The sequence below is a fragment of the Pseudomonas tehranensis genome, assembly GCF_014268615.1.
Lineage (GTDB): Bacteria > Pseudomonadota > Gammaproteobacteria > Pseudomonadales > Pseudomonadaceae > Aquipseudomonas > Aquipseudomonas tehranensis.
Genome location: NZ_JABWQV010000481.1, coordinates 1 through 788, shown reverse-complemented (window position 1 = coordinate 788; position 788 = coordinate 1). Strand labels below are relative to the sequence as shown.

The window sequence follows — 788 nt, the reverse complement described above, 5'->3', positions numbered from 1 at the left end:
TCAACTGTCAGTCCTGACAGTTGACGGCTGGCAAAATGCATGGGGCATATAGAACACTTCTCCTGTGACGAGGGCGCTTGCTCCCGCTGGGCCCGTAGGAGCTGCCGAGTGCAACGAGGTTGCGATCTTTTCCCAGCCACTTGAGTCTCAAGCGAAAGATCAAAAGATCGCAGCCTTCGGCAGCTCCTACAGGGGGTTACCTTTCAAGTTTGGTGGAGCGCGGTATTGGTCTACCCGCCTTCTTAAAGATTGGACGTTTGTTTGCACCACCGTGGGGCTTAGGGTGAATCCATCGCCGCGCCAGCGCGAACTCACTCAAACCCACGAAGGTCATTGCAATGAAAACCCTCTACCTGATCGCCACCCTCAGTCTGCTGCCTCTGGCCCCGGTCTATGCCCACGAAACCGCGCCTTCGGAAAAGGTCAACGTATTGCAGGAAAAGATGCTGAAGAACCTGCCGGGTAAAAAAACCATGATGCTGACGGTCGACTACGCCCCCGGCCAGTCGTCCGTTGCCCACAAACATGAAGGAACGGCCATGGCCTATGTGCTGGAAGGCGCCATCACCTCCCAAGTCAAAGGCGAGCCGGCGAGGACCTACAAGGCCGGGGAGTTCTGGTACGAAGCAGCGGGTTCCGAGCACTTGGTTTCAAAAAACGCCAGCTCGACCGAACCGGCGAAATTGCTGGTGTTCATGGTGATGGGTGAGGATGAAGCGGTGTTGATTCCGCTGAAGAACTAACCGATCGCACCACAGTTCCCCTGTGGGAGCGGGCTTGCTCGCGAA

1 protein-coding gene is annotated in these 788 nt (G+C 56.6%); it reads left to right on the top strand.

The window, feature by feature from the left end:
* Positions 1-338 precede the first annotated feature (338 nt).
* Positions 339-743: a cupin domain-containing protein gene (locus HU811_RS27075; protein ID WP_092398506.1), complete on the top strand. Its 405-nt coding sequence runs from the start codon at positions 339-341 to the stop codon at positions 741-743.
* Positions 744-788 lie beyond the last annotated feature (45 nt).

Coding starts and splice junctions, on each gene's coding strand:
- HU811_RS27075 (WP_092398506.1), top strand. CDS start 339: ATGAAAACCCTCTACCTGATCGCCACCCTCAGTCTGCTGCCTCTGGCC.